19 protein-coding genes are annotated in these 20,768 nt (G+C 41.2%); 11 read left to right on the forward strand and 8 right to left on the reverse strand.

What is annotated here, in order from left to right; translation table 11 throughout:
- Positions 1–48: 48 nt before the first annotated feature.
- The 3 genes from CWC02_RS12135 to CWC02_RS12145 all read right to left on the reverse strand — a co-directional run bounded on the left by CWC02_RS12135 (position 49) and on the right by CWC02_RS12145 (position 3,433).
- Positions 49–1,464 (reverse strand): mannose-1-phosphate guanylyltransferase/mannose-6-phosphate isomerase, encoded by a 1,416-nt coding sequence (locus CWC02_RS12135; RefSeq protein WP_171043845.1) that lies wholly within the window; start codon positions 1,462–1,464, stop codon positions 49–51.
- 65 nt (positions 1,465–1,529) lie between these two features.
- Complete coding sequence (locus tag CWC02_RS12140) at positions 1,530–2,303, reverse strand: amidohydrolase (RefSeq protein WP_138618482.1); 774 nt, start codon at positions 2,301–2,303, stop codon at positions 1,530–1,532.
- Positions 2,291–3,433 (reverse strand): methionine aminotransferase, encoded by a 1,143-nt coding sequence (locus CWC02_RS12145; RefSeq protein ID WP_138618484.1) that lies wholly within the window; start codon positions 3,431–3,433, stop codon positions 2,291–2,293. The genes CWC02_RS12140 and CWC02_RS12145 overlap by 13 nt, the downstream gene beginning before the upstream one ends.
- Before the next feature lie 99 nt (positions 3,434–3,532).
- Between CWC02_RS12145 and CWC02_RS12150 the strand changes: the two genes are divergently transcribed.
- The 5 genes from CWC02_RS12150 (at position 3,533) to CWC02_RS12170 (ending at position 7,984) form a co-directional block, all read left to right on the forward strand.
- Entirely contained in the window at positions 3,533–4,162 is a 630-nt protein-coding gene (locus CWC02_RS12150) for a methylthioribulose 1-phosphate dehydratase (RefSeq protein ID WP_138618486.1), read from the forward strand.
- Positions 4,159–4,845 carry an acireductone synthase gene (mtnC, locus tag CWC02_RS12155; RefSeq protein ID WP_138618488.1) on the forward strand — a complete coding sequence of 229 codons (687 nt, stop codon included), beginning with the start codon at positions 4,159–4,161 and terminating at the stop codon, positions 4,843–4,845. Before CWC02_RS12150 ends, mtnC begins: the two co-directional genes overlap by 4 nt.
- The gene (locus tag CWC02_RS12160) at positions 4,842–5,384 is read left to right on the forward strand and encodes a 1,2-dihydroxy-3-keto-5-methylthiopentene dioxygenase (RefSeq protein WP_138618490.1); all 543 of its coding nucleotides are present in this window, start codon (positions 4,842–4,844) and stop codon (positions 5,382–5,384) included. The genes mtnC and CWC02_RS12160 overlap by 4 nt, the downstream gene beginning before the upstream one ends.
- Before the next feature lies 1 nt (position 5,385).
- A complete protein-coding gene (locus tag CWC02_RS12165) occupies positions 5,386–5,727 on the forward strand; it encodes a gamma-glutamylcyclotransferase family protein (protein ID WP_054552356.1) in 342 nt (113 codons plus the stop codon).
- Positions 5,728–5,821: 94 nt separating this feature from the next.
- On the forward strand, positions 5,822–7,984 hold the full coding sequence (locus CWC02_RS12170; protein WP_138618492.1) for a winged helix-turn-helix domain-containing protein: 2,163 nt from the start codon (positions 5,822–5,824) through the stop codon (positions 7,982–7,984).
- 1 nt (position 7,985) lies between these two features.
- Here CWC02_RS12170 and mtnA read toward each other — a convergent pair whose 3' ends face one another.
- Complete coding sequence (mtnA, locus tag CWC02_RS12175; protein WP_138618494.1) at positions 7,986–9,014, reverse strand: S-methyl-5-thioribose-1-phosphate isomerase; 1,029 nt, start codon at positions 9,012–9,014, stop codon at positions 7,986–7,988.
- A gap of 145 nt (positions 9,015–9,159) precedes the next feature.
- Here mtnA and mtnK point away from each other — a divergent pair, with 145 nt between their 5' ends.
- The gene (mtnK, locus tag CWC02_RS12180; protein ID WP_138618496.1) at positions 9,160–10,377 is read left to right on the forward strand and encodes an S-methyl-5-thioribose kinase; all 1,218 of its coding nucleotides are present in this window, start codon (positions 9,160–9,162) and stop codon (positions 10,375–10,377) included.
- A 56-nt stretch (positions 10,378–10,433) separates the two neighbouring features.
- Here the strand turns inward: mtnK and CWC02_RS12185 are convergent, their stop codons facing one another.
- Positions 10,434–11,918: an FMN-binding glutamate synthase family protein gene (locus CWC02_RS12185; RefSeq protein WP_055020563.1), complete on the reverse strand. Its 1,485-nt coding sequence runs from the start codon at positions 11,916–11,918 to the stop codon at positions 10,434–10,436.
- A 182-nt stretch (positions 11,919–12,100) separates the two neighbouring features.
- A complete protein-coding gene (locus tag CWC02_RS12190; RefSeq protein WP_138618498.1) occupies positions 12,101–12,856 on the reverse strand; it encodes an SDR family oxidoreductase in 756 nt (251 codons plus the stop codon).
- A 154-nt stretch (positions 12,857–13,010) separates the two neighbouring features.
- Here CWC02_RS12190 and CWC02_RS12195 point away from each other — a divergent pair, with 154 nt between their 5' ends.
- Positions 13,011–13,910, forward strand: coding sequence for a LysR family transcriptional regulator (locus CWC02_RS12195; protein WP_138618500.1), 900 nt, complete (start codon positions 13,011–13,013; stop codon positions 13,908–13,910).
- Between the two features lie 9 nt (positions 13,911–13,919).
- Here the strand turns inward: CWC02_RS12195 and CWC02_RS12200 are convergent, their stop codons facing one another.
- Together CWC02_RS12200 and CWC02_RS12205 are read right to left on the reverse strand one after the other, a co-directional pair.
- Entirely contained in the window at positions 13,920–14,336 is a 417-nt protein-coding gene (locus tag CWC02_RS12200; RefSeq protein WP_138618502.1) for a nuclear transport factor 2 family protein, read from the reverse strand.
- A 136-nt stretch (positions 14,337–14,472) separates the two neighbouring features.
- Entirely contained in the window at positions 14,473–16,251 is a 1,779-nt protein-coding gene (locus CWC02_RS12205) for a DUF885 domain-containing protein (protein WP_138618504.1), read from the reverse strand.
- A 359-nt stretch (positions 16,252–16,610) separates the two neighbouring features.
- On the opposite strand from CWC02_RS12205, the gene CWC02_RS12210 reads away from it, so the two are divergent.
- The 4 genes from CWC02_RS12210 to ubiB all read left to right on the forward strand — a co-directional run bounded on the left by CWC02_RS12210 (position 16,611) and on the right by ubiB (position 20,727).
- Positions 16,611–17,597 carry a GGDEF domain-containing protein gene (locus tag CWC02_RS12210; protein WP_138618532.1) on the forward strand — a complete coding sequence of 329 codons (987 nt, stop codon included), beginning with the start codon at positions 16,611–16,613 and terminating at the stop codon, positions 17,595–17,597.
- Positions 17,598–17,718: 121 nt separating this feature from the next.
- Positions 17,719–18,474, forward strand: a complete 756-nt coding sequence (gene ubiE / locus CWC02_RS12215) for a bifunctional demethylmenaquinone methyltransferase/2-methoxy-6-polyprenyl-1,4-benzoquinol methylase UbiE (RefSeq protein ID WP_054552346.1) — start codon at positions 17,719–17,721, stop codon at positions 18,472–18,474.
- A gap of 28 nt (positions 18,475–18,502) precedes the next feature.
- The gene (locus CWC02_RS12220; RefSeq protein ID WP_138618506.1) at positions 18,503–19,108 is read left to right on the forward strand and encodes a ubiquinone biosynthesis accessory factor UbiJ; all 606 of its coding nucleotides are present in this window, start codon (positions 18,503–18,505) and stop codon (positions 19,106–19,108) included.
- A gap of 17 nt (positions 19,109–19,125) precedes the next feature.
- The gene (ubiB, locus tag CWC02_RS12225; RefSeq protein WP_138618508.1) at positions 19,126–20,727 is read left to right on the forward strand and encodes a ubiquinone biosynthesis regulatory protein kinase UbiB; all 1,602 of its coding nucleotides are present in this window, start codon (positions 19,126–19,128) and stop codon (positions 20,725–20,727) included.
- The last annotated feature ends 41 nt before the right edge of the window (positions 20,728–20,768 follow it).

The following is a 20,768-nucleotide window of genomic DNA, read 5'->3' on the forward strand; positions in this document are numbered from 1 at the left end:
GAAAAGGTTTAAATGGATTTTGATGCGTTTCGCTCCGCTCAAACCAACCTACTCCCTCCCATACCTATCATCAAATCGCTCGATGTCAGTTTCATCAAGTATCGCTCCGGTTTGTACTTCGATAACGATTAGTGGCGTGTATTGTTGATTAGCAAGGCTGTGTAGCTGCTTAGCCGCGATGTAACAAGATTGGTCGGCGGATAATTCAAATTCATCATCACCTACTCGCACGCTTGCCACTCCAGATACGACAACCCAATGTTCTGCACGGTGCTGATGGCGTTGAGTTGAAAGCTTTGCGCCGCTGTTTACGATTATTTTCTTTACTTTAAAGCCAGTGCTTTCAATTAAAGTTCGATAGTTGCCCCAAGGTCTGAATACGGCTTGATGGTGGGTTAGTTTATCGCTATCAACAACAGCAAGCTGTTTAAGTAAATCAGGGAGCTTATCGAGCGCACTTTTGTCTGCCACTAAGGTGGCATCATGAGTATGTATAATTGCTTGATTACTCACGCCGAGCGCCGCAATAGTGTGATCAGCCTCGCTGATCAGTAGATTATTTTCGCTATCTAAACTCACTCCTTGTGAAGCTAAATAGTTGCCATGATGGTCTTTTTCTGCGATTTTCGATAATGCAGAAAAGCTGCCAACATCGCTCCAATTTAAGTCAACAGGTATAACAGCAACGTTAGCGCTACGCTCCAAAATAGCATAATCAATAGAATCACTTGGGCATGCTGTGAGCGCACCCGCAACAGGCCGTTGAAACCCTAAATCTGCGGTGAAGCTAGCCGCTTTTGCGACACTGTCAGCAATCTTTGGCGCAAAACGATTAAGCTCACTCAAGTACACATCTGGCAAAAATAAAAACATGCCGCTATTCCAGCCATACTCACCACTGGCAAGGTATTTTTCGGCTAATTGCAGAGCTGGTTTTTCTTTGAACTCAGCCACCTTAAAACAGCCTTTATGAGCTAACTGTTCACCTTGGCGAATATAACCATAGCCGGTATGTGGCTCAGTGGGAGTAATGGCAAAGGTTACTAATTGTTGTTGCTGACAAAGCGCTATCGCATTATCTAAGCAGGCAATAAGTTTATCAAAATCACTGATATGATGATCAGCAGGCATCACCAACAAGGGATCAGTTAGACCATTTTGCAGTGCAAATTCAGCGGCTAGGGCAATCGCGGGGGCGGTATTTTTACCTTCAGGTTCAAGCAATAAAGTATAGCTATCTGTGATTTCTGCAATTTGCGCTTTAGCGATAAAGCGATGCTCTTCATTGCACACTAGAATTGGCGCATTAAATCGTGAGTCAGCCACTCGTAAAAGCGTGCTCTGTAACAGTGATTTTTCGCTAAGCAAAGACAAAAACTGCTTAGGCATCGCTTTACGCGACAAAGGCCATAAACGAGAACCTATGCCACCAGCAAGAATAACGGGGGTGATTTTGCGACTCATGATTGCTTAAAGTAAATAATCCAACCATGAGTTTAACAAATTTTTGAGTATGCGGCTTCGAGCAATTACAGTAACTGAAATTGATCAGCATCTAAGTGAGCAGGAAACGTTCTTCGAAAGTCATCAAGCGGTGATTTTTCTAAGCGCTGAATAATGATACCCGATTGGCCATCTTCGAGCTTAGCCAAGGTGTCACCTTTAAAATCATAAACGGCAGTTCCACCACTGTGGGCAACATTATTACCATCAGCACCAATGCGATTGACACCCACGACATAACACAGGTTTTCCATTGCGCGTGCTTTTAGCAGGGTATCCCAGACATGGCGACGAGCTGCTGGCCAATTAGCTACGTTGATCATCACATCATAGTCGTTGCAATTACGCTGAAATACAGGAAAGCGTAAGTCGTAACACACTTGCGGCAAAATGCGAAAATCATTGATAGCGAATATCTCGCGATGCTCGCCTGCTGCGACGAAATTGCCTTCGTTACCTAAACAGAATAAATGGCGTTTGTCGTAATACTTCACTTCGCCATTTGGCCAAACCCAATAAAAGCGATTAGCCTTTTTGTCGCCTTTTGCAACTAAAACAGAGCCTGCAACCACAGCATTTTTTTGCTTAGCTGTGGCTTTTAACCAGCTAAGTACCTCGCCTTGTTCTGGTTCGCTGCAATCTAGATTAATCGCAAAACCAGTGGCAAATGTTTCTGGCAAGACAATTAAATCAACTTGCTCGTTTAAACTGTTAAGCTGCTCAGTAAAGTGCGCAAGGTTAGCGCTTTTATCAAGCCAATGCAGTGATGACTGCACTAAAGCTAAGGTTAAAGTTGGCATAAAATCTCCGCGGCACATTTTAATGTGTCATCATTTTTAGCAAAACATAAACGAATCACTTTATCGCTGCTTGTACTGTTATAAAACACACTGAGTGGTACAGCTGCAACACCCGCTTGCTCAACCAACCATTGGCAAAACTCAACATCATCAAGATCAGACACATCACTGTAATCGAGTAGCAAAAAATAGGTGCCTTCACTTGGTAATATTTTAAAACAGCTTTGCGCTAGTGCTTCGCTGAGCAAGTCGCGTTTTTGTTGATAAAAACAACTAAGTTCATCAACATGCTCAGGCTCTAACTCAAGCATATCGGCTAATGCATGCTGAGCAGGCGTAAAACTTGAAAAGGTCACATATTGGTGAATTTTACGAAACTCCACCATGAGCTGAGCGGGTGCTACACAGTAACCCATCTTCCAGCCGGTGCTGTGAAAGGTTTTACCAAAGCTTGAGATCACAAAACTGCGTGCAAATAACTCAGGGTCGATCAACGCACTTAAATGCAAAGCACCATCAAAGGTAATGTGCTCATACACTTCATCACTGATCACATATAAATCATGCTTAGTAACAAGCGCTTTAAGGGCGTTAATATCTTCTGTTTTAAAGATTTTACCGCTTGGGTTATGTGGCGTGTTGATGATGATGACACGTGTTTTTTCTGTAATAGCATCAGCTACGGCTTGCCAATCGATTTTGTAGTCTGGCGCATGCAAAGCAACATGAACTGAACGACCGCCTGCAAGTTCAATGGCCGGTTGATACGAGTCATACGCGGGGTCAAATACCACAACTTCATCACCCTCTTTGACAAGTGCTTGAATTGCTACGAATAATGCCTCTGTTGCCCCTGACGTAACAGTAACTTGTTGCTCGTAATTTATGTTGTTATGGTATTTTCTCGCTATCAGAGCCGCTATTTGCTGTTGTAGCTTTGCAACCCCACTTGAAGGCGCATATTGATTTACCCCCTCAAGTACATAATGATTGAGCTGTTTTTTTAGTAATTCTGGTGCATCAAATTCAGGAAAACCCTGAGATAAATTAAGCGCTTGGTGCTTATTTGCTAGAGCGGTCATTTGACTAAAAATACTGGTGCCTAAATTCGGCAATTTACTTTCAAACACAGAGGTTCCTTAAAGATGGTTTTGCGCCCGAAGCGATGCTATCATTGCTTAAAACAGATGTATAGCCGTCTAAATAACTTTTAGAATGTCGAGGAATATATGCATAACAATACCGCTATTTCAGAACTAATTGAAGCTGGTAAATGGGTAAGCCAACGTGGCTGGGTCCCTGCTACTGGTGGTAACTTTTCAGCCCGCACAGCAAGCGGTTATGTCGTCACAGCAAGTGGTTTCGATAAAGGTCAACTCGGCACTCATGCATTTATTGAATTTGATCATGAAGGCAATCGTACTAAAGGCTCTGGCAATCCATCAGCTGAAACTGAGCTACATTTGAATATGTATAAGCTTATCCCGTCAGCTAAATTTGTTTTGCACACTCATTCTGTTGCGGCAACCGTGTTATCTCGTGTGATCAAAGGCCACGCTATCAATTTGCATGGCTACGAAATGCAAAAATCTTTAAGCGGTATCAAATCGCACTTAGATACCTTAACTATTCCCATTTTTGATAATGACCAAGACATTGACCGTTTAAGCTTACTAGTCAGTGATCATCACCTTCACACCCCTATTGAGCATGCTGTATTAATTCGTGGCCATGGTTTATATGTCGTTGGTCGAGATATCAAAGAAGTACTTCGTCATTTAGAAGGATTAGAGTTTCTATTTAGCTGTGAACTGGAGCGCTTAAAACTAGAAGGTATTCAAGCTGGAGTTCAGTCATGATCAAAGCGATTTTAACCGATATTGAAGGCACAATTACCCGCATCTCATTTGTTAAAGATGTATTATTTCCCTACGCAGCTGGGCAATTACCTGAGTTTGTAAAATCACATCAAACAGACCCAGAAGTTGCAGCCCAAATTGAGGCTGTTAAGGCACATATAGAGCAACCCGAAGCCGATATCGACACGGTCATTAAGCATTTAATTCATTGGATTGAAACTGATCAAAAAATTACCCCACTCAAGCAGTTGCAAGGCTTAATTTGGCAAACGGGCTACGAAAGTGGTGATTTTTCTGGCCACCTTTACCCTGACGCTTATGACTTTTTACAAGCCCAAAAACATGCTGGTAAAAGTTTATATGTCTACTCATCAGGCTCAGTAAAAGCCCAGCACCTGATTTTTGAGTTTTCTGATTATGGTGATGTTAGACCTTTATTTAGTGATTACTTCGACACTAAAGTTGGCGCAAAACAACAGCAGAGCTCTTATGAAAATATTATTGCCGAGCTGCCATTTGACGCTGCCGAAGTATTGTTTTTAAGCGATGTGGTGGCAGAGCTTGATGCTGCCAAAGCTGCAGGCCTTGGCACTTTACACCTTGTTCGCGATGGACAAGCAGTAAGCGACGCTCACCCATACATTAACGATTTCACAGCATTTAGTGCGGAGCTTTTAGCATGAGCCAATTAACTATTTTTAATGATAACAACGCAAACAACATACTGTTTCATAGTGAAGACTTAAGCGCGATTGCCAATGAACTAAATACCGTTGGCGTTCGCTTTGAGCAGTGGCAAGCAACAGCACAGATTGACCAAGAGACCAGTCATGACGCAATTTTAACTGCTTATGCTAAAGATATAGAGCGCTTAAAAGCTGAAGGGGGCTATCAAACAGTGGATGTTATTTCGCTTGCTAAGGGTAATCCAAATGCCAGCGAACTACGCGGTAAGTTCTTGTTTGAGCATACACATAGCGAAGATGAAGTTCGTTTTTTTGTGAAAGGCCAAGGCTTATTCTGCTTACACCTAGGCGATAAAGTGTATCAAGTGCTGTGTCAACAAGGCGACCTAATTTCAGTACCAGAACTCACACCACATTGGTTTGATATGGGCAGCGACCCTGAATTCACAGCAATTCGCTTATTCAATAATACCGAAGGTTGGGTCGCTAAAAGCACTGAGTCAACTATTGCTACCAACTTCCCGCTGCTGGACTAACATGGAAAAGCTATTTTCTTACGGTACATTACAGTACCCGCAGGTTCAGCTTGATACCTTTGGGCGTTTGCTCGAAGGTCAACCTGCTACGCTAACTGGGTATGTCATTGGTGAAGTCGAGATCACCGACGAAGCCGTGCTTAAAAGTAGTGGTCAACGTTTTCACCCGGCGTTAATCAAAACAGGCAAACAAAGTGATATTGTTAATGGCACTATTTATTTAATCACTAAACGTGAGCTCAATCAGGCTGATGCTTACGAAGTAGATGATTATCAACGAATCGCAGAAACATTCCAATGTAACAACCAAGCTTGGCTATATGTTGCAAAAAACAGCCTTTAATTTACAAATATAAAACAAAAAGACCCAAATCAAGAACAAAAGCTGTTATTATCTTCCCTATCAAAATTAATATTTTTTAGTTAAAGGACTAAACATGGGGTCGGCATTTTCACCCTTACGCGATACCGTTATTTATGTGGGTGAGTGGCAATTTAACACTCAGCAGCAAACCATCAGCGATGGCACTCATAAGCGTGAACTAGAACCTTTATTGTTTAAATTGCTGTGTTTCTTTATTGAGCATAATGATCGCATTATCACTCGCCAAGAGCTGGTTGAGAATATTTGGCAACAAAGTTTTGTTGATGACAATGCTATTAACCGTGCCATCTCTGAACTAAGAAAAACTCTCAAATCAGAAAAGCAGCCCGGGCAAACTATTAAAACCCATTACCGCAAAGGTTATAGCCTATTTATTAAAGTTAAGCCTCTTGAGCCCACCCCCATTTCAGACCCACAAATAACAGAAGATAAAAACACAGAACATAAAGAAGCTGAAACTCCAGTTAATACAACTCCCCTTAACGTGCAAAAAGCGCATTCTTCACGCTGGCCATGGTCTTTTGCGGCCTTAGCGCTTGGTTTATTGATTGCGGCTATTTGGTTGTTCTTACAGCAACCTAAAGTAAATGATGAAGCACAAAACGAAGCGCCATTTTTAGACCTGCAAGCCGAAACGATTTCATGGCATAAGGGCACTCACTATCAATTATTGCTAAATCACGACAAAACGCAGCTTGCCTATGTGCTGCAAAATGACAATCAACATATTTATGTTGTCGACTTAACGACAAAAAAAGAGTACTCAATTACATCTGGCGCTGTCTTTTTACAGGGCTGGTCTGAAGATGGCGAGCGGCTATTTTATAGTTCATGTGAAAACAGTGACTTCAATGATTGTAGTGCTTGGCAAGCAAGCAATTTGCTATCAAATGAAGTATTACTAAAGCCAGTTACAAATCAATCTATATTAAATATCACACCAGATCAGTACATTGAAATTGGTAATACGGCAATTACAAGACGTAATAATTACCGTGGCTTAACTCACCTATCTGCTCTGTATGCGCAAGACTTAAAGACCGGTGAAGAAATTCGCATTACATCACCTAATATTACTGGCACTGGCGATTATATTTTAACAACACTTAAAAACCCCAACCGTGTTATTTTTGAACGCCACAATGTTGGCCAAGCAGAAATTTATATAGCGAATTTAGACGGTAGCTCACTCAAACTTTTAACCACCAACGAATACCGAGCTTGGGCTGCAACTTATGATAAACAAACTAACTCGCTTGTTTGGTATAACCGCGGTAAATTAACTATTGAATCATTTTCATTTGATACCATGAGTCGGGGACAAGCCATTAAAGCCCCAGTAAAACGAGCAAATTACGCTTACCCTCTTAATAAACAAAGTGTACTGATCAGCACTGATTTACACGACAGTGATGCGGCTATATTTGACATAAAATCAAAACAAATGAGCTATATTGCCACAGCTAATAAGCATGAGGATGATGTTGTCGCACTACCGAATAATGATGTCTACTTCGCTGATCTTGAATACTATAAACGACAGCACTGGCTCAGAAAAAACAACCAATATATAGATATAACCGACAAAATTGGTGAAGATACCACCATTATTTCTGCAAATAACGACAGCAGTCAGCTGGTGAGTTTTAATAAAAGCAATCAAAAGCTAAGCTTATTAAATGCCAATGACTTTTCAGAAGTTAAACACTGGACACTACCAGGAAACAGCAAACTAGCAGCAGTCAGAGGTAATAAAATTGCAGTAATCTTTACCGAGCTTAGTAACCAGCAAAACCAACTAATGATTTTGCACACCAACAGCGATCAGGTTGTCAAAAGCACCATCGACACCCCATTGGCAATTGCTTGGTATGATGATAATCAGCTAATCGTCCATTCTAAATACGGAAAATATTTGCTTTTAGATAGTGACAGCAATACTTATAGTGAGCTGATAACTCCTGACAAACTAATCGAGCTAAAGCCTTCAATTATCACTATGACAAGCAACCATCACAGCTTATATATTGCCACAAATAATGAAATTTATAGTATTGACTTGGCAAACATACAAGATGTTGATCTAGCAATGAAAATGCGGCCCTTACACTATATAACGCATATCAATGCGAGTAATGACAAGCTGGCGATTTCGTTACTAACCGCAAATAGTCAAAATAGCATTGAGCTCTACACTAAAAAAAGCGCAGAGTAATTTACGACTTTAACTGTTTTAGAATACCTTGCTCGATATCGGACTGGTTATAAACTCCGCTATCGAGCACCCAGCCTGTGACTAGGCTCGCCGGTGTCACATCAAATGCCGGGTTATAAACCTTCGCGTTAGTCGGTGCCCACATCGCTTCACCAAAACTGCCACTAACACCGCGCACTTCATTAGGACTGCGTTGCTCAATTTCGATATCTGCACCACACAACGTTTGTGTATCAAGTGTAGTAAGTGGCGCAACGACATAAAATGGAATGTTATGGAAATGCGCTAACACAGCGAGATTATAAGTGCCGACTTTATTGGCAAAATCACCGTTTGCAGCAATACGGTCTGCCCCTACAAAGATTTTATCTACTTTGCCCGCAGCCATTAAACTCGCCGCCATGTTATCGCAAATCAAGGTGTAAGGAATTTGCCAGCGCTCAAGCTCAAAAGCCGTTAAACGACCGCCTTGCAGTAACGGCCTTGTTTCATCAACCCAAACATGAATATCACCATGACGTTGCTGCGCTTTATAAATCACACCTAATGCAGTGCCTACGCCCGCAGTCGCTAAAGCACCGGTATTACAATGGGTTAAAATGTTATCTCCCTTATTTACCAAAGCCGCACCACGTTCTGCCATGCTATCGCAAAGGGCAATATCTTCTTTAAATAACTGCTCAGCAGTCGCGACAACAGCAGTTACAAAGTCAGTCTCTGCAAGCGCTAGGCGTAACTTGGCCATGCAGTGCATAAGGTTAACGGCGGTTGGGCGTGTCGCTTCTAGTTCATCTATAGCAACCGCAAGTGCTGATTGACTCATGCCTTGCTCAGCTAGGTGTGCAACCAATAAGCTAGCACCTAAGCCGATTAAAGGCGCTCCCCGGATTTTCAAAGTCAGAATCAAATCTTTCATCGTTTCAACATCGTTACATACATGCCAATGCTGTTGATGTGGTAACAAATACTGATCAAGCACGGTTAGCGTACCTTGCTGATATTTAATACTGCTGGCGATGAGATCTTGCATACTGAATCCGAATAACTAATGAATAACTAATTTATGTGAATAGTTATTTTACATCAGTTTTGACAACTAACAAGCTAGATGTATGGACATCTAAACGGTTACAGGTATAGAATGCTCAAAGTTAATTGTATTACGAGATAGAGCCATGGCTAAATACACTGCCTTTAATGCAGAGCATGCTGTTGATTACATTAAAGAACTTGTTAAAAGTGAACTAATTTCAGTCTTCCCTGCTGATGCAACACTGACTGCATACGAGTTTGGAGATGGAAACTTAAACTTAGTTTTTCGGGTTGCTGATCAGCACAACAACAGTGTAATTCTAAAGCAAGCACTCCCTTATGCCCGCTGCGTAGGTGAGTCATGGCCATTATCGTTAGACCGCGCCAGAATCGAAGCCGAAGTATTGATTAATCATGGTAAGTTATGCCCAGAGCATACCGTGGCGATATTACATCACAATGTCGAGCTGGCATTAACCGTGTTAGAAGATTTAGGTGAGTTACAAATTTTACGTGGCGCACAAATCAACGCAGAGCAATTTCCCTTATTGGCAAGTCATGTTGCGCTCTACTTAAGCCGTATAGGCTTTTATAACTCGGATTTTTACTTATCTGCTGAAGATAAAAAAGCCAAAGTCAGTCAATTTATTAACCCTGATTTATGTAAGATCACAGAAGACTTATTCTTTACTGATCCGTACATTGAGCATGAGCGCAATAATTTCCCTGCAGAGCTTACTGAGCACGTCGAAAGTATTCGTAATAATGATGCTTTAAAACTAGCCGCAGCTAAATTAAAAGCGAAATTTTTATCGTGCCCGCAAACTTTATTGCATGGCGATATGCACAGTGGCAGCATTTTTGTTGATAGCAAAACCACTAAAATGATCGACCCAGAGTTCGGCTTTTTTGGCCCTGTTGGTTTCGATATCGGCTCATTTATGGGTAACTTGCTACTAAATTACTGTGCCCAAAACGCCCGTATTACAGAGCAAGCAAAACGCCGCCAGTATCAAACCCATTTATTAACTTGCTTACAAGACTGTTATAGCCAATTTGAGCAACATTGGCTGAACCTAGCAAGCAGCGAAGCAACTGATATTAGCTTTGCAAACCGCGCCTTTAGCGAAGATTACTTACAACACGTATTGCGTGATGCGATTGGCTACTGTGGCGCTGAACTTATTCGCCGTACTATTGGTTTAGCCCATGTTGCAGATATAGACGGTATTGAAGATGCACAAGCTCGTTTAGCAGTACAACAGCAAACGCTCGTACTCGGCGAGCAACTGATGCTCAATGCCACAAGCTGTAACAATAAAGACGAGTTCTTTTCGTTGTTAATCAGTTTATTAAACTGATAGTCAAAAAGTAAAAAGGCGCTCAATGCGCCTTTTAATTATTCAACTCAACTAGATTATTTATTGTAGTGCTCATACATTTTATCGAGCGGCTCTGATAAACCATTTTCTTGTACCACTCGCACATGCTGGCGAGCTAACTCGCGGGCACTTGATACACCACATGAATGAGCAATCAGCCCTGCACCATAATGAATAAACTTATTATAATTGGCGACACGTTGTGCCTTATCGGTCACATCTAGGCCCCGCTGTAAGCGTTCATTATGAGTCGTAATACCGGTCGGGCAGGTATCTTTATTACATTGTAGAGCCTGAATACAACCTAACGAAAACATATGACCACGCGCCGACACAATAAAATCAGCACCCAGCGCGAGTGCCCAAGCCACTTTTGACGGTACGATTAGCTTACCCGATGCAATCACTTTCACTCGTTCTCTGAGACCATGTTTTTTTAGCAAGTCAACAACCAAAGGCAGGCTCTCTCGTAGCGGTAAACCAACTGAATCCATCAAGGGTTGAGGGGCAGCGCCCGTTCCACCGTCGGCACTATCAATAGTGATAAAATCAGGGGCAGATTCAATACCACGGTTATTTATTTCACTAAACAAGGTTTCGAGCCAAGTGTATTCACCAATAACCGCTTTAAAACCGGTTGGTTTACCTGTGGTACTGCGTACCGTTTCAATCATATCGAGTAAATCTGCTGGGCATTTAATCTCTGGGTGACCATTTGGACTAATCGAGTCATGCCCTTCAGGAATACCCCGAATTTTTGCAATTTCAGCAGTCACTTTGCGCCCTGGTAACATACCCCCTTTACCGGGTTTAGCACCTTGACTCATTTTAATTTCGAACATTTTAACTTGTTCGTGCTCAGCAATCGCTTTGAGTTTTTCGGTGCTTAATTTACCGTGCTCATCTCGTACACCATATTTTGCCGTGCCAATCTGAAACACAATATCAGCGCCACCTTCAAGGTGGTAAGGGCTGAGCCCTCCTTCGCCGGTATTCATCCAACAGCCGGCTAATTTTGCCCCTCGCGATAATGCGCGAACAGCGGGCTTAGATAAGGCACCGAAGCTCATACCTGAAATATTAAATAACGAGTTTGTTGTATAAGGAGCTTGGCAATAAGGCCCTAACGTGACTTCGCTTGGATCAAGTGCATCTTCATCTAAAGTCGGAAACGCACAGTTCATAAACATCACAGTGCCCGTTGCTTCAAGGCTTTGGGTTGAACCAAAGGCCGTAGTACGATCAACATTTTTCGCAGCACGATACACCCAGCTTCGCTCAGCACGATTAAATGGTAGCTCTTCCCTATCCATGGCAAAAAAGTATTGTCGGAAGAATTCACCTTGGCGTTCAAAAAAATAACGAAAGCGACCGATCACCGGGTAATTACGGCGAATCGCCTGTTTAGATTGCGTCACATCACTAATGTAAAAGCACACAATCACCAGTAAACCTATACCGAGTGCAAAAATAAACAAGCTGGCAAATACATCGATACTAAAAATTATAAAATCACTCATCCAAGGCCCCTTTGTGAAATGACATCCTTCAAAGCATATAAGGTGTTTATATTACGTGCAATAAGCACTTCATATATTTAAGGTTTCGTTGGTTCAAAGAATAAGTATTTACAAAATAGAAGTGATAAGAGCATTGAATTCAAAAAAATAGGTATGCCGAGGTTGACGGCACACCTAATCAATTAGCGTGTTGTATAGCCGCCGTTAGCAAAAATAGTTTGCCCAGTGATCCACCAACCATCAGTCGCTAAAAATTTAACGATCGGTACGATATCTTCAATTTGTGTTAATTGGTTTCCCATTGCTTGTGATTTGTGAAATGCCACACGCTCTGGCGTTTCTTCACCATAAAAGAAAGGCGTATCCATTGGACCAGGACCAATACCTGTAACCGAAATCCCACGACCAGAGAACTCTTTTGCAGCAGCTCGGGTAAAGTGCTCAACAGGTGCCTTACCGCCAGCATATGTTGAATACCCATCTGTAAATGCGGCGAGTAAAGAGGTGACTATTGTGATGATTTTGCCGTTGTTATTTAACTGCTTACCCGCTTCTTTTATAAAGAAATACGCTGTTTTTGAGTTAACATCAAACATCGAATCATAATCCGCTTCTGATGTTTCAACTATTGGCTTTCTTAGGACCTTGCCAACTGTATTTACAGCTATATCGATACCACCATAAGTAGACATAGCAAAATCAAAAAGCGCCGTTACATTATCAGCCTTAGACAAATCACCTTGAAACGTCACCGCCTCACCTCCTGTCGCTAGAATCGCATCAACAGTCGCCTCAGCTTCCGCTTTCGAAGAGTCACTATGATAGTGTGCAACAATTTTTGCACCCTCTTTAGCAAACTCTTGGCTGATCAAGCCACCTAAATTTTTGCCACCGCCAGCAACAACCACCACTTTACCTTTAACATCATGTTTTGACATTCCTATCTCCTTTAAGTAATTCATATCAAAGTCAGTAAGTAACCTAAAACGGATTAGGCGTACCTATTCTCAATTCATTACTTTATCCAATTGAATAAAGTGCGGGAATTAGGTGAATATGCAATTACTGATTGTCAAAAATGCAATTAACTAAATGCACGATGCTAAGTCACTGTTTATTCGAGTTGTAGAAGCTGGCAGCCTCAAAAATGCTGCGGCACAATTAGGGATCGAACCTTCCTCTATCAGCCGTAAAGTTGCTGCACTAGAGAAGCGCTTAGGGGTAAAATTACTTAATCGTTCAACTGTTCGTACTACTCCTACAGAACAAGGACAAACTTATTTTGAACGACTAAAAGATATCCTTGATGCTCAACAAGCATTAGACGAAGAAATCTCGAACAGTATTCATAAAGTAAGCGGCACTTTAAGAATAGGAGCCCCAGTCGACTTTGGCTCGCAATTTGTCGTCCCAGTATGTAGGGCAATGCAAAAGCAATACCCTGACTTAAATTTTGAATTATTCCTTGGTAGTGATTTTGAGAACTTATTTAGCAATAAAATTGACGTTGCGGTGAGAATTGGTGAGTTAGCCAACTCGCAGCTTATTGCCAGAAAACTTGGAGAAATCCCCAGAGTTCTGGTTGCGAGTCAGCAGTATTTAGAGAAATTTGGTATACCATTGAATCCAATGGATCTTGAACAACACAATTTTATTTTTTATTCACAAAAACAAGCAAAAAGCGATATTGAATACCTTAATTTTACTCGTTTTCCACATGTTAAAATGCACAGTAACTTCACAGTTAATAGTGTGTCTGCGGTGAGAGACCTAGTCATTAATGGCGTAGGTATTCACCTTGGGCCTCTTTGGTTTTTCTCAGAGGCTATCCACAAAAAACAGCTCATTCCTCTTCTAACAGATTATCAGTTAAAAAGTTACTCATCACACGCAGTGTATAAAAAGCAACCTTACACACCACAAAAAATTAAGGTGTTTATTGATAAAATGAAAGAAGCCGTTAGCACATTACACAACTCAAGTTTCAACTAAGGCGAATTCTTAATCGTACCGCATTGTCCAGCTAACAATCTTACCCTGCTCTACCACTAATAAAAAATTTGCTGGGCTGGAGTAACCATCATTGTTTTTATAAGTACCAGTGACAACCACTTGATTACCCGTCATTTTTAATACAGGTTCAATTACTTGGCCATGAACATTAATAATATCTGATTCAAGCCAGCTTTTAAATCTATCACCACTATTCTTATGCTTATACCAACGTTCATATTCTTGGCTTGCATTGTCGGCAAAAACAGCTCGAATTTGTTCCTCATTATTATTTTTCATTGCATTAAGCAGTACTGTAACAACCTCTTTGGGTGTAGGTTCCTCTTTTGCAAAAACTGAATTTTGAAAAGTATATACAACCAATACACTTAAAAGTAAAAGGCGAGCTTTTGGAATAATGTCCATTTAATCTACTCCTAACAAATTTGATTAAAATAATATTACCCAAAGATAAATAACAAAGGCGCTAGGAGAATTCGCATTTTATTAATTAAAAAAGGCGTGATGTAAATCACGCCTCTTCTTTTATACTGCTATACAGCTATGCTGCTCGTTTGGCTAATTCAGCTTTAATATAAAGTTGAATTTGCTCTTCGAGCACTGACATTGGCACTGAGCCATGACGCAATATTTGATGGTGGAATTCGCGAATATCGAAATCTGCACCAAGTGCTTGCTCAGCTTCGTGGCGTAGACGTTTAATAGTTAGCTCACCAATTTTGTATGACAACGCTTGTGCAGGCCATGAGATATAACGATCAGTTTCTGTCTTCACATTATGCAATGAAAGCGCGGTGTTTTCGCTCATAAACTTCATTGCACGCTCGCGGCTCCAGCCATACATATGCATACCGGTATCAACCACTAAACGTGCCGCTCGCCACATCTCATAAGTTAAACGACCAAAGTCACTGTATGGGTCTTGATAAAAGCCCGCTTCGATACCTAAAAACTCCGAATATAAGCCCCAACCTTCACCAAATGCCGACAAATATGCATTACGGCGATAACTTGGTAATGACTCAAGTTCAGCATTTAGCGAGATTTGTAAATGATGCCCAGGTACTGCTTCGTGTAAAGTTAATGCTTCAAGTACATACAACGGGCGCTTATCTAACGCATAGGTATTAACCCAGTAATAACCTGCTTGGTCATCACGGCGAGAGCCTGAGTAACGACCCGTTGTATATTTAGGTGCAATGCTCTCTGGCACTGGCGCAACACCGTACGGCATTCTTGGCAAGGTGTGGAATAACTTAGGTAACTGCGCATCCATTTTCTTGGCAATGTAAGACGCTTCTTTTAGCAAATCTTTTGGTGTTTTTGCGTAAAATTGCGGATCAGTACGTAAAAAGTGCACAAAATCAGCAAACGAGCCTTCAAAGCCTACTTTCTCGATAATTTTTTCCATTTCTGCGCGAATACGCGCGACTTCTTGTAAACCCAGCTCATGGATTTCTTTTGGCGTCATATCTGTGGTGGTGTAGTACTTAGCGCGATTTTCGTAAAACGCTTTGCCATTCGGCGTACTTGAAATACCAATATCTGTACGTGCACCCGGTTGATATTCATTGTTAAAGAAGGTTAAGTAACCTTGATATGCCGGAATAACTTGTTCTGTGATAATGGTTTGCGCTTGCTTTTGTAGCGCTGCAAACTCGCTATCACTTAGGCCTGCCGTATTATTTAAAAATGGTTTGTAGAATTCAGACTTAGTAGCATCATCAACAATATAAGCCGTGATTGAGTCTTGATAACCTTCTAAAACAGCCTTTGGCTGGGTTAGGCCCACTTCAAGCCCCTTTCGCATCCAGCCGATATTTTGCGAAAAATAGCGAGGAATTTGCTGTAATTTAGCAAGATATAGCTGGTAATCTTGTGGTTTTGTGTAATCTGAGCTGGAGATCATAAATGACAAGCTAGAATGGAACCCATATTCAGATGTCAGCGGCATATAGTGCGCATTAAACACATATTCATCGACACTATTTTGCACTTGGCCGCGTAAAATAGTCAGGTTAATGCGATTTTCTTCCGATAACTTATCACGGTCGATAGCGTCTAGCTCGGCAAGTAACTCTGTATTCTTTTGGTATTTTTGTTCTAAAAATTCAGCCGATAGATTTTCTAATAAATAACCATCAACGTCATTATCTTTACCATACGGGCTGATGCTTTGGCGGTAATTAACAATATTTTCGGCTACTTGAGTAAATTGCTGATCAGCATCAATATTTGTTACTTGGCAAGCGCTTAAAGTACACGCTAAAGCAACCGCAATAACAGAACGATTTAAAGTTCGCGACAGTGTTTGTTTCATAGCATTCTTTTTAGTTTTAATCAGTATCGCTAAAGTAGCGCAGCACTGGCTAAAACCCAAACAAATGCGACCAAGCTCAGGTTAAATACGCTCAAATTAACAACGGTGTATAAATAAGAATGAGCAAGGTTTAAGCAATTTTTAATTACACTTGTTAAAGTTGTTGAGAAAATCAGCTAATAGACACAAACGAAACAAATTTAAGTTCCAAAGTAAGCGATTTTGCTTTTAAATAGGCTGATTACAGATTACTGTAGACTCAGTATTTATGCTTGGAAGCAGCTATACCTTACGGAAGAGATGATTAATTGGTTGATATGCGTATTTAGTGGTATTGAAAAATGATGTTCCATGATCCCATGGCTATTGCTCAAGAAAAAATGACAAAGGTATGTATCTTTTTAGAACATCATGCATTACCGCCGTCACCACTTAACTACCAAGTTGTTTACACCTACGTCAGCCAGTCTAACCCTAAACTTAACGCCGCTATTGACCGTGCCATCGCACAAAGAAAAACCATCGATTGTGTCTATGTAGAACAGCTTTATTTCGATTTTATAGAGCAAGGGCATAAAATGAAAACCGCCATTGTTCGCAACGTTGACTCAGTAATAAACACCCTTTCGCGAAATGCTAACAATAACGAGCAAAATATTGTGCGCTTTGCTGATCAAGTCACGGAATGTGTTCATTCAATTGATGAAAACAATATTGAGCAAACGCGTCATGCATTAAAAATGCTCAGTAAGCAATCTGAAGTCCTGCTCAATCAGCATCGTCAATTTAAGCAAGAAATAGCAAAAGCCAAATCACTGCAAGAAAAAACCCAAAAACAGCTCACTCAATTACGCAAACAACACATCACCGACCAACAAACCGGCTTATACAAGCGCCATTACTTAAATCAACAAACTCAACTTTGGGTCGGCCAAAATAAAGCGGTTTGTGCTATCTCTATTCACATTGAAAACTTAAACCATTTTATTGAAAACTATGGTGATGTGATTGGTGAGGTGATTTTAAATAAAGTCGCCAAGCAGGTGCAAAAATACGTACAAGAAAGCGGTTTACCTGGGCGCACAAGTAAAGATGAATTTACCATCTTACTTGCCGACATAGAGCCTGAAACTGCCAACTTAATAGCCGAAAAAGTACGAAATGGTGTCGAAAAGCTGCGCTTTGTCAGCTCAAAAAATGGCACCAAACTCCCCGCTATTACCTTAGCCCTAGGTATCGCTAAACATGAAGACGATGGCGACTTTAACAGCTTAGCCCGTAAAGCCTCTTTAGCAGCTGCGAAAGCCAAGTCGCTTGGGCAAAGTAGTTTTATTGCCGGCCAGTAAAGTTTAAACCTGTGCTAAATCATGAAAAGCAATGCTAATCTGATGATTTAGTTATAATCAAATTGCACCCCACAGCTACAATCAAGTACACTAGTCTTTATTGCCACGATAGAGATTAATCATGAACGAGAATCAAGAAAAGACCACGCATTTTGGCTATAAAACCGTTGCTGAAAACGACAAAGCATCAATGGTTGCAGATGTATTCCACTCAGTCGCTGCAAAGTATGACGTAATGAATGATCTGATGTCGTTCGGTATTCATCGTTTATGGAAACGCCAAACTATTGCAAGTTCTGGTGTTCGCAAAGGTCACTATGTATTAGACCTTGCAGGCGGTACAGGCGATTTAACCGCTAAATTTAGTCAGCTAGTGGGTGAAACCGGTCAGGTAATCTTAGGCGATATTAACTCTTCAATGCTGAAAGTTGGCCGTGAGAAACTTCGTAATCTTGGTCGTGTTGGCAATATCGAATATGTTCAAATGAATGCAGAAGCATTGCCATTTCCTGATAACAGCTTCGACTTAATTACGATTGCCTTTGGTCTTCGTAACGTGACCGATAAAGATAAAGCTCTGCGCTCAATGTATCGTATTCTTAAGCCTGGCGGTCGTTTACTTGTGCTTGAGTTCTCAAAACCAGAGCAAGAAATACTGAGCAAAGCCTACGATTTCTACTCATTTAATATCTTACCTAAGATGGGTGAGCTGGTTGCGAATGACAGCGAGTCTTATCAATACCTTGCTGAGTCTATCCGTATGCATCCAGATCAAGAAACATTAAAAGGCATGATGGAAGATGCGGGTTTTGAACAAACCAGTTATCAAAACCTTACTGGCGGTATTGTAGCCCTTCACCGTGGTTTTAAATACTAAAAACTCTGTAAATTAAGTAGGTAACGCGATGTTAGCAAACGCTCTGTTATCACTCGTCGAACGAATCATTAATCAACTGCTGCAGTTAGACCCTCAGTTAAAGGGTAAGCTTGCAGCAATTGCTGATAAACAGCTGTTGATTGAGATACGTGATTGGCAACAGTCAATTTTGTGCGTTTACAGCGACGAGCAAATTCACTTATACAGTACGCAAGAACGCAGTTTTGACTGCATGATCAGCGCCGATATCAACACTTTATTGGCGCTTAAAGATCCATCAATGCTCACGCAACTCATTCGCCAAGACAAGCTCGACTTACAAGGCGATTTAAATCTTGCGCAAGGCTTTAGCAATGCGTTTGCTGAGCTTGATATTGATTGGCCAGAACATTTTTCTCGATACATTGGCGATGCCCCAGCACAACAGTTGTGGCTCTCTATTCAAGCTTTAAAACGTCGTAGTTCACAAACGAAAAGCAAGTTAGAAAATACCTTAACAACGCTTTGCCAAGATGAGTTAGCAGTGACCATACACCCTCTTGAACTTGCTGAATTTAAACAGCAAAATCGCCAATTAAAAAGCCAAGTATCTCAATTAGAGATGCGAATTAACGCGCTGTTACAGTCACGCTAATGCGCTAAGGAACTTGTGTGTCGTCTGCTCGTCTTTATTACATTACTAAAACCCTACTGAGCTATGGCTTAGACGAATTAATTCCGCGTAAACGAGTGCCTTGGTTTGCCAAACTCGCCCGTGGCAGCTTATTTTGGTTACGTAACCAACATAAAGATAAACCTGCAGGTATGCGCTTAAGACTTGCATTGCAAGAGCTCGGCCCGGTGTGGATCAAGTTTGGTCAAATGCTTTCTACACGCCGTGATTTACTGCCGCATGATGTCGCATTAGAGCTTGCACTGCTACAAGATCAGGTTGAACCTTTTGAAGGTGAGCTTGCCCAGCAACTGATCGAAAAGGCGCTCGGTATTAATGATATTAGTGAATTATTTAGTGATTTTTCGCAAACACCTTTGGCATCAGCCTCGATTGCACAAGTTCACACGGCAACTTTAATTGATGAGCATGGCGCGCCACAAGATGTGGTGATTAAAGTCATTCGCCCTAACATTAAAGAGCAAATTGATGCTGACTTAATGCTAATGCAAAAAGTCGCTCGCTTGGTTGCTAAGTTATTAAAAGAAGCAAAACGTTTACGCCCTATTGAAGTAGTAAACGAGTACAAAAAAACTTTACTCGATGAGCTCGACTTAATGCGTGAAGGGGCGAATGCGATTCAGCTACGCCGTAACTTCGAAGACTCAGATTCGCTCTACATTCCCTTTGTTTACAGTGACTACAGCCGCAATAACGTATTAGTAATGGAGCGCATTTACGGTATTCCAGTATCTGATACCGACGCATTACTGGCACAAAATACCAATATGCAGCTACTAGCTGAGCGTGGAGTCGAAGTATTTTTCACACAAGTATTCCGCGACAGTTTCTTCCACGCTGATATGCATCCGGGTAATATTTTCGTTTCACGTGAAAACCCTCATAACCCAAAATATATCGGCATTGATTGCGGCATTGTGGGCACCCTTAATCGTGAAGATAAACGCTATTTAGCAGAGAACTTTATTGCCTTTTTCAACCGTGATTACCGCCAAGTAGCGCAACTGCATGTTGATTCTGGCTGGGTACCCGCCGATACCAGCATTGAAGAGTTTGAATTTGCCATTCGTACTGTGTGTGAACCAATTTTCAACAAACCACTGGCCGAAATCTCTTTTGGCCACGTGCTAGTTAACCTGTTTAATACGGCTCGTCGCTTTAATATGCAAGTTCAACCGCAATTAGTGTTACTACAAAAGACGCTGTTGTATGTTGAAGGCCTTGGCAGACAACTGTATCCGCAGCTTGATTTATGGAAAACCGCTAAACCTTTTCTAGAAGATTGGGTCAAAGAACAAGTTGGTCCGCTTGCAGTAATGAAAAAAATGTATGCGAACTTGCCATTTTGGGCAGAAAAAATGCCTGAATTACCTGATTTAATTTATCAAAACTTAAAACGTCAACAACAACCTGTACAATTGCCAGCGCCGCAATCTGCTAAGCCTTTGTTACTTAGTATCTTTGCTGGTAGCTGTTTAATAGTTTCAGGCTTATGTTATTTACAGCATGACTTAGTCGCCTGTGTAATTACCGCAGGCTTTGCTATAGCAGGCTTTATTGCAGCATGGCGAAGCGCATAAACTAAGTGCTATTTATGTTTTGGTGGGTATAATCAAGGCAA

Origin of the sequence: Pseudoalteromonas sp. S2721, assembly GCF_005887425.1 — a bacterium.
Lineage (GTDB): Bacteria > Pseudomonadota > Gammaproteobacteria > Enterobacterales > Alteromonadaceae > Pseudoalteromonas > Pseudoalteromonas simplex.